We start from the raw sequence: 8,878 nt of genomic DNA, 5'->3' as shown, positions 1-8,878 counted from the left end.
TTGTTAAACGATGCAATTGGAGATTAGAGGCTTCAAAGGCAGTTTGCCAACGACCTTGTTCTAAACTTGCTTGTTGAATTTGGACGCTGCCGCCTGCAATATTTAAGCTGCCTCTAGCTGAGGCTTGAATATCTTTGGGTTGGAATGATTCTAAACTACCAGCGGCTTGTACTTGACCGCTGAAGATTGCTGGTAAATTATTTGGTAGTTGTGCAAAGCGACTTAACTCGACTCCAGCAGCGTTAATGTTAGCTTGCCAACGACCTTGGTTTAATTGTGCTTGTTGAATTTGGATATTGCCGCCTGCGACTTGAAGGCGTCCGCTAGCTGAGGCTTGAATATCTTTGGGTTGGAATGATTCTAAACTACCAGCGGCTTGTACTTGACCGCTGAAGATTGCTTGCAACTGGGGCGGCGCTTGCGGCAAGCGATTTAACTGCACTCCGGCGGCGTCTACAACTGCTTGCCAGCGACCTTCGTTTAGTTGTGCTTGGCGTATTTGTAAATTACCATTGCCAGTTTGAAGGCTGCCTCGCGCTACTGCTTGGATATTGGAAAGATTGATAGTATCGAGACTTCCTTCCAGCCTCGCCTCGCCGGTAATTCGTCCCTGCTGGATGGGTAAATTTCTAGCTTGTTCTGGGGGTAACAGACGCGCCAGTTGCAAGCCAGATGCGGCTACAACGGCTTGCCAGCGGTTATTGGCAAGTGCTGCTTGTCTGATTTGCAAGTTGCCACCTGCAATTTGGACGTTGCCATTCCCTAATGCTCTAATATTTTCCAGGTCGGTAGATTCCAGGTTTCCTGCTAGGCGGAATTGTCCGTTAAATCTTCCTTGCTGAAACTGGGGCGGTACTTGTGGCAAACTTGCCAAAGATACGCCAGAGGCGGCTACCAATGCTTCCCAGTTGCCTTGGGAAAGTTGTGCCTGTTGTATTTGTATTGTCCCGCCCGCAACGAAGAGGCGTCCAGAAGCTACGGCGCGAATATCTCTAGCTTGGGTAGATTCTAAGTTTCCCGCTACCCTCACTCTGCCAGTAAATGCTTCTGGTTTTACGGGTAAATTTTTTACTTGTTCTGGCGTTAACAACCGCGTTAGTTGGACATTTGTTGCGTCTACCAAAGCTTCCCAGTTGCCTTGGTTAATTCCTGCCTGTTGTATTTGTACTGTCCCGCCCGCGACGTTCAAACTTCCAGAAGCCACGGCGCGAATATCTTTCGCTTGGGAAGATTCTAGATTTCCCGCCGCCCTAACTCTGCCGGTAAATGCACCCGGTTGTACTGGTAAATTTTTTACTTGGTCTGGGGTTAACAGCTGGGTTAATTGTACATTTGTGGCGGCGATTGCTGCCTGCCAATTTCCTCCTGAAAGTGCTGCCTGTTGTATTTGTACTGTCTTGCCCGCGATGTTCAAACTTCCCTGTACTGCGGCTTTGATATCTTTAGGTTCAGAAGATGCTAAGTTTCCCGCCGCCCTAACTCTGCCGGTAAATGCACCCGGTTGTACTGGTAAATTTTTTACTTGTTCCGGCGATAGCAGCTGGGTCAGTTGCACATTTGTAGCGTCTACCAAAGCCTCCCAATTTCCTTGGTTAAGTGCTGCTTGTTGTATTTGTACCGTCCCGCCCGCGAGGTTCAAACTTCCAGAAGCTACGGCGCGAATATCTTTCGCCTCAGAAGATGCTAAGTTTCCTGCCGCCCTCACCCTACCCGTAAATGCACCCGGTTGTACGGGTAAATTTTTTAGCTGTTCCGGCGTTAACAGAGAAGTTAGTTGCACGCTTGTTGCTGCTACTAAAGCATCCCAGTTGCCTTGGGAAAGTTGTGCCTGTTGTATTTGCAGCGTGCCACCCGCTACTTGCAAGCGTCCCTGTGCCACGACTTGAATATCTTGCGCTTGCAAAGATCCCAGCTTTCCCCCTAACCTCGCCCTGCCGGTAAATATCCCCTTCCCAATCGCTGGCGGTATTTGCTGTTGTCCCGATCCCCCAGACCTCCCCGCGTCCCCGTGTCCCCGCGTCCCCGCGTCTCCTTCTCCCACCTGCGCTTGTAAGTCTAAAAGACTACCGACGGGTAACTGGGAACCTTCGACAAGCGCGTCCCAACGCCCGTTGGCAATTTTCGCCGCTGCTTGCAAAGTGCCGCCTGCTACCCGTAAGGTGGTGTCGCGCAAAATTGTTTGACCTCTAGCAAGGACGACTTCCCCGTTACCGGGATAGGTGGCTTGGGGTGCTTGCCAGCGGGCTACCGTCCGCAAGTCGTTATAGGGGCCAAATACTTGCGTCTGGGCCCGCACTGGTCCGATGGCGATCCCAGGGGGGAGATTGGCGTTGTAGAGTTTAGCGATTGCATCCCCCGGTACTTTGTCTGCTTGCAGGTCGAAGACAATTCCCCCTGTAGTGCCTAATTTTACCTGCCCTTTCCCAGTAACTTCTCCCCCTACTTCCGGCTTTGCTTGCAAATTGGCGATTACCAATTCTCCTTGTCTGGCATCGAGGGCAAAGCGGGCGCTGACGGTATTAAAATTAACTTTATCGACTAGAGTGGGCTTGGTGGTGGCGAATTGACCGATTAATAACGGTTGTGCGATTGCTCCGGTTAACTTCACCTCTGCTTGCACCTCACCGTTGAGCGGGACGGGCGGTTTAAAATTAAAAGTTTGTGTAATTTTTGCTATTTCTGTATTCAGTACTTTTGCGGAAAGATCATAGCCTTGTTGCAGGTCTAAACCGCCATTCGCGAGCAAGGGAATTTGACCGAAAAGCGATGATACGTTTTGCAGCTTAATAACTTGGTCTTGAAACAACAGCGTCCCGTTTGTCCCGGCGAAAGGAATCGGCTGTTGCGGCAGTCCGGCGGTGACATCTTGAAGGCGCGCCGTCCCCAACAAAGATAATGGCTGTGTGGGGTTATATTTAACCTGCAAACTGGCATCTACGCGACCAGCTAGTAAATTAATCGGTAACTTTAATAACCGATCTACATCCGCAGCCTGGACTTGTTGCGCTTGTAACTTCTCCAAGTTGAGTTGTTGAGTCGGGCGCAGATATTCGCCTTGGAGATTCAAATTGCCCCCGCTGGCGATTTGTCCTGCCAATTCAAAGCGGAAGCGTTGGTTATTATCTCTCAATTCAACCTGACCATTGGCTGTGGCAACGCCTATGGGGACTTTTGGATTACCCGTTTTTGGTTGGGGGACGAGGACGATGTTACCGTTTTGCAGCCGAATTGATTCTACTTCGGTCTTAAACGCAGCACCCGGTTCTTCTGGCGCAATTTCGGTAGTCACCCAGCGACCATCCGGGTCTTCTTCTAAGTAAAGATTCGGATTGACTAAGGTTACATTTAGCGCCAGAGTTCGCTCCAACAGCAGCCGCAGCAAATCGAACTTGACATCAACTGCTGCAACGGTAGCGCGATCGGTATCTGTAGGCGTTGCTGGTATTTCAGACGCGCCCAAGCGCAGTCCGGTGAGGGAAAACCCTTCAACTTTTCCCAATCGCACCGGGCGTTTGAGCGACTGGGTAAGATTTTTTTCCACTATGGGCGCTAACTCAGTCTGGACAAAATTCCAGGCCCACCAAGCACCCGCCGCAATACCAACGAGTAAAATTACGCCAAAAGCAAGTCCAGAACGACTTAACCAAAGCAGCCATACACGCCGGTTAGAATTAATTTCTGTTTCGCGATCGGGATTTGGATCGGTAGAGTTAGTCATTAAAGCAGCACACCTGGTATCGTTTTGAATTGATTACCCACATTCGGGGTCGCGGCGATCCCGCCGCGACCGGGGACTGGCAAAGACAAAGGTCGCCCTTTTGAGAGAGGAACTAGGAGTGAGGAGCGCGTTCATAACCTGGTGACACGACGACTGGTGCTGCCCAATTGTTGCCAGATTTTGTAGATGTTACTGGAGCGAAACTCCGCAAGAGAATCTACCACAGGATGGGACTTTTTGTTAGCTTTTTCCGTAACTATTTTGTATCGGGAAGTGCAAAAATTGAGGAACGCTAACTTGACTCGTAGGAGCCGATAGGACAAATTATGGGGTTAAGTTGGTGATGATTCGAGTTTGGGAGCGATTATGACTTCAAGTGCGCGCGTATTTGTGCTGCTATTTAACGCTCGGACGGAAAATGAGGGCATTCACACCATCCGCATTGCCGATCGCAATAAGGTGTTGATGTTTGAGTCAGAAGACGACGCCACCCGCGTTGCTTTAATGTTGGAAGCGCAAGATTTCCCCACGCCTACCGTGGAAGCAATCGATCCGGAGGAAATCAAAGAGTTTTGCCAAAGTGCTGACTATGATTGGGAATTTATTCCCGAAGGCGCTTTGTTTATCCCGCCCGAAGCGAACATGGAAGAAACCGACTGGCAAGCTGCCGCTACTGAATCTCAAATGCCTGAGTCCGAACTTGACCGCATTCGCCGCCAACTCGAAGGACTGTTGTAATCAAGGATAAACATGACAAATTTGGAAGACCGGGGTCATCTTCTGACCGAACAGATCAATCCCAACAGTCGCTATTTAGACCAGCTGACTGCCCTCGAATTGGTCGATCTGTTTAATCAAGAAGATGCCCAAACTCTGGCGGCGATCGCTAATGCCCGTACCCAACTCGCCCTTGCCATCAATATCACATCTAAGGCATTACGTCAAGGGGGAAGGCTGTTTTACGTGGGAGCCGGGACGAGCGGGCGGTTAGGGGTTTTGGATGCAGCCGAGTGTCCGCCGACGTTTTGCACGCCTGCGGAAATGGTACAGGGAATTATTGCCGGAGGAGCGGGTGCGTTGGTGCGGAGTTCGGAAGATTTGGAAGATAAAGCCCAGGATGGGGAAACTGCGATCGCCCAAAGACAAATTACCCAACTCGATGTAGTAGTCGGCATCACCGCCGGAGGCACCACGCCCTACGTACAAGGCGCGTTGCAAGCCGCTAAATCCAGGGGCGCTACGACGATTTTTATCGCTTGCGTCCCCGCCGAACAAGTCAATACGAGTGCCGATATTGACATTCGCTTGTTAGTGGGGCCAGAAATAGTAGCCGGATCGACGCGCCTCAAAGCCGGGACGGTGACCAAAATGGCGTTGAATATCCTTTCTACCAGCGTCATGGTGCAGTTGGGGAAAGTATACGGCAATCGCATGGTCGATGTTGCGGTGACGAATAGTAAATTACGCGATCGTGCCTTACGCATCTTGCAAGACCTCGCCGGTATAGAAAGACACGAAGCCGCCGTTCTGCTAGAGCGCAGCGGCAGGAATGTGAAACTAGCGCTGCTGATGCACTGGACCCGATTAGAAGCGGAAGAAGGAGCGAACTTGCTAGAGCAACATCAAGGCAATTTAAGGCAAGCCGTCACTAGCTATCAACAATCAGAATAGCGGTGGGGTTAATGGAACTAAAAAGTTCCCCTTTGTATCTATATTTACTTGGTATCTTTCTGTAGCTGACTCACATGTACAAGATACGCTCTACCGCGCTTTCCTCGACTAGCAGAAGGCAAGTGGGATTTCCACGCGCTCCGATCAAGTATGCACTATCAATTGCCAGCATGACGGCAGTTTCTCTAGAATTATTTATCGCCCCTGGCTTGTCAATATCAAGACAAAAACAATTCGAGTCACCTTTTCCAGATGCAAAAATAAACCCCAGTTGGGAAATTGCTCAGACATTTCGACCCCCCAATCGCGGCGCTCCCGCTGTAACAGAAGGCGCGGGAACGAGGGGGGGTTCCTGCCTTGCATTGAGCGAAAGGAATAAATTAAAACCTTTAATTCCGACGGGAAATATAGGATTAACTGTATCGGAACATCCGACATTTTTTGGATATATTCCAAAATCTAATGCCCAATTAGGGGAGTTTGTCCTTAGAGAGCGAAATAACCGGCTGGTTTATAGAACAAGATTTGCTCTACCTTACCAGCCCGGTATTGTTAGTATCAGCCTTCCTACGACAGCGCGCTCCCTAGAAATTGGCAAGCAGTATCAGTGGTCGTTTGTATTAATTTGCGACCCCGAAGATCGCAGCGACAGCGTCAGTAGTCCCCCCGCGTGGATCGAGCGCATCGAACAGAGCGAAACTTTAGCAGCTCAGATAAAAAATGCTACACCAGAAACGCTCCCAGCGTTGTATGCAGAAGCTGGAATCTGGTTCGATGCTTTGGCAAGTCGAGTGAAACTTCTGCCCTCTCAACCTCAAACCGAATGGCAGCAAAACTGGGAATTACTGTTAACAACAGCCGGACTGCAAGCGTTTGTTCAAGAGCCTTTAGTTGGTAATAGGTAATTGGTATCCTTTTTACTTATTGCCCATTACCCGTTACTTCGTAGCGTCAGCGGCTGGGCGAAGCGTATTTTCCCTATACAGGAGTAGGGGCACGACAATTATAAAATGGTCACTTGTGTAGAAGATTTTGGTTGCCGTGCTACTACAACATTCCCGACAATTTTCCATAGAAACCCGAATGGGTGAGAGTAAATCCTGGTCTAGTTGATTGGGATGGGTTTATGCTGTCTTTTTTCTTCCATACTGGTATCGCAGGAGTGGCGATCGCTCTCTGCTACTTCATGTATGCCGCAACTGCTGATATCATGTCCGGTTCTTCACCCATAGTTAGGAATGACTTGGGAGAACGGTGACACGGTGACGGGTCGAGATTTTTATTCAGGGTAATTAGGCGGACATCATATGAGCCATAAATCTCCCTTGGTCATTTGTCCGCACCAACACCGCCGCCGAACGACGATTTTCCTCCTTCCTCCCTCCTATCTTTAGAGCCAGGTAAACCAGGGCTTTTTGTGCTATATTTACTATGGTTTATTGTCAATAAATTTGACAATAAAATACACAATTACTAACATAGTAATTCCCGATTTTTCCAAAAAATTAACATCAAAAATGTCAAAGAATTGCAACAAAAATTAATCCAAAGGCTAAAAAACCCGGTTTATAAGAAAAATCGTGGGTTTAGAAAAGCGAGATTGGCGCAGAAACCGGGTTTTTGGTAGGTAAAAAAATATTCAGCATACCCAGCCTTGCAAGTCAAACACCCAAGTCATACTGGTAAAGCTAACAATGAACTACAAAAGGTCAAATAGACCTCTGCAAAAACTACCCTCAAAGGCGGGCAAAATGCCCACCCCACAAGAGTTATTGGAGAGGTCTAATTAGACTAGCGATCGCATCGGAAAGAAAACAGTATAGGAGTTAACCAGCACGGTCGTAACCTCGACAGCAAAATCACTTAGATGGCATCAGGAGAAGTTGGTTATGTTCCGCATTTCTCGCTATCAGTTCCTACTATTTGCTGGATCTACTCTGGCAACCTGGGGCTGTAACCAATTCTACATTCAACGCCAAGGTGACCGATACGCCAGGAGCCTCGCGCAAAATACTTCTCGCAAACTCGCCTTACTGGTTGGCATCAATGACTATCCCAATACCCAGGAATTTACACCTTTAAGAGGATGCATCACCGATGTGGAATTGCAGCGAGAACTGTTAATTTACCGCTTTGGCTTTAACCCAAAAGACATCATTACCTTAACCAACGCCCAAGCCACTCGCCAAGGCATTTTGACAGCGTTTGAAGAGCATCTGATTAAACAAGTCAAACCCGGAGATGTGGCGGTCTTTCATTACTCCGGACATGGTTCCCGCGTTCGAGATCCAGATAAAGATTTTCCCGATGGACTTAACGGCACTTTTGTGCCAATTGATGCGGGGTTACCATCTGGATTCCCGCAACAAGGCGGTGTCGTACAGGACATCATGGGACATACCTTATTCCTGCTGATGAAAGCTGTACCCAGCGAAAATCTTACCGTGGTTTTGGATAGTTGTTACTCTGGCGGCGGCACGAGGGGAAACTTCCGCATTCGCTCTCGCGATGGAGGCAGTCAGCTACAAATTTCTGCGGCTGAAAAAGGGTATCAAGACCAGTGGTTATCGAGATTGAATCTTGCGCCTCAAGATTTTATCACCCAGCGTCGGCAGGGAGTAGCCAAAGGCGTCGTCATCGCTGCGGCTCAACGGAATGAAAGGGCGGCAGATGCGCCATTTAGTGACTTCTATGCCGGAGCGTTTACCTACCTGATGACGCAGTATCTTTGGCAGCAAACGGGGAATTGGGAAAATGCGATCGCTCGCATTATCCGCGACATCAAACCCCTTTCCTTCCAAGTTCCTCTGAGCGATGTCAAACCCCAAAGCGGAAATGAAAAGAAACCTGTCTATTTCATCGACAAACAAGTCCCGCCTGCTGAAGCAGTCATCACCGAAGTTAAAGGGAATCAAGCGACGTTGTGGTTGGGAGGAATCGATCGAGAAAGTCTGGAAGCCTTCGACAAAGAGGCCATATTCACCATTGTGGATGCCAACGGTGGCAGTGCGGGACAGGTAACGCTCGAATCCCGCCAGGGATTAATCGGGAAAGCCAAGCTGGAGGGTGCTGCTAAAGAGGGGGCGCTATTACAGGAAGCAGCAAGGGCGATTCCCAGCGATTTGAAACTCCGCATCGGTCTTGACCCCTCCTTGGGTGCGGATGCGGGTACGGCGAAACAGGCGCTGCAAGCGATTAAGCGCATCGAAGCGGTCAATGTCCCGTACCAGAGGGACGTGCAGTACCTTTTGGGGCGGATAACGGCTGCCGATGGATCCCCCCCTGGCCCCCCCTTAACAAGGGGGGAAACTGGAACTTCCCCCTTAACAAGGGAGGGAACTGGAACTCCCCCCTTAACAAGGGAGGAAACTGGAACTTCCCCCTTAACAAGGGAGGGAACTGGAACTCCCCCCTTAACAAGGGAGGGAACTGGAACTCCCCCCTTAACAAGGGAGGGAACTGGAACTCCCCCCTTAACAAGGGAGGGAA

At 49.5% G+C, this 8,878-nt stretch carries 5 protein-coding genes and 1 pseudogene; 5 read left to right on the top strand and 1 reads right to left on the bottom strand.

Annotated features, from left to right (window positions below):
* Positions 1 to 3,718: pseudogene (locus ACE1CM_RS38310) on the bottom strand (hypothetical protein); the annotation flags it as partial.
* Between the two features lie 366 nt (positions 3,719 to 4,084).
* Here ACE1CM_RS38310 and ACE1CM_RS38305 point away from each other — a divergent pair.
* The 5 genes from ACE1CM_RS38305 to ACE1CM_RS38285 all read left to right on the top strand — a co-directional run.
* Positions 4,085 to 4,456 carry a DUF3110 domain-containing protein gene (locus tag ACE1CM_RS38305; RefSeq protein WP_374884185.1) on the top strand — a complete coding sequence of 124 codons (372 nt, stop codon included), beginning with the start codon at positions 4,085 to 4,087 and terminating at the stop codon, positions 4,454 to 4,456.
* A 12-nt stretch (positions 4,457 to 4,468) separates the two neighbouring features.
* Positions 4,469 to 5,389 carry an N-acetylmuramic acid 6-phosphate etherase gene (gene murQ / locus ACE1CM_RS38300; RefSeq protein WP_374884184.1) on the top strand — a complete coding sequence of 307 codons (921 nt, stop codon included), beginning with the start codon at positions 4,469 to 4,471 and terminating at the stop codon, positions 5,387 to 5,389.
* Between the two features lie 122 nt (positions 5,390 to 5,511).
* Positions 5,512 to 6,294 carry a DUF928 domain-containing protein gene (locus ACE1CM_RS38295; RefSeq protein WP_374884183.1) on the top strand — a complete coding sequence of 261 codons (783 nt, stop codon included), beginning with the start codon at positions 5,512 to 5,514 and terminating at the stop codon, positions 6,292 to 6,294.
* A gap of 182 nt (positions 6,295 to 6,476) precedes the next feature.
* Positions 6,477 to 6,647: a hypothetical protein gene (locus tag ACE1CM_RS38290; RefSeq protein ID WP_374884182.1), complete on the top strand. Its 171-nt coding sequence runs from the start codon at positions 6,477 to 6,479 to the stop codon at positions 6,645 to 6,647.
* A 631-nt stretch (positions 6,648 to 7,278) separates the two neighbouring features.
* On the top strand, positions 7,279 to 8,878 hold a 1,600-nt coding region (locus tag ACE1CM_RS38285), incomplete at its 3' end, for a caspase domain-containing protein (RefSeq protein WP_374884181.1).

Origin of the sequence: Microseira sp. BLCC-F43, assembly GCF_041929235.1 — a bacterium.
GTDB lineage: Bacteria > Cyanobacteriota > Cyanobacteriia > Cyanobacteriales > Aerosakkonemataceae > Microseira.
Note: the sequence above shows the minus strand (reverse complement) of the source record. Positions and strands in the feature narration are given on the sequence as shown.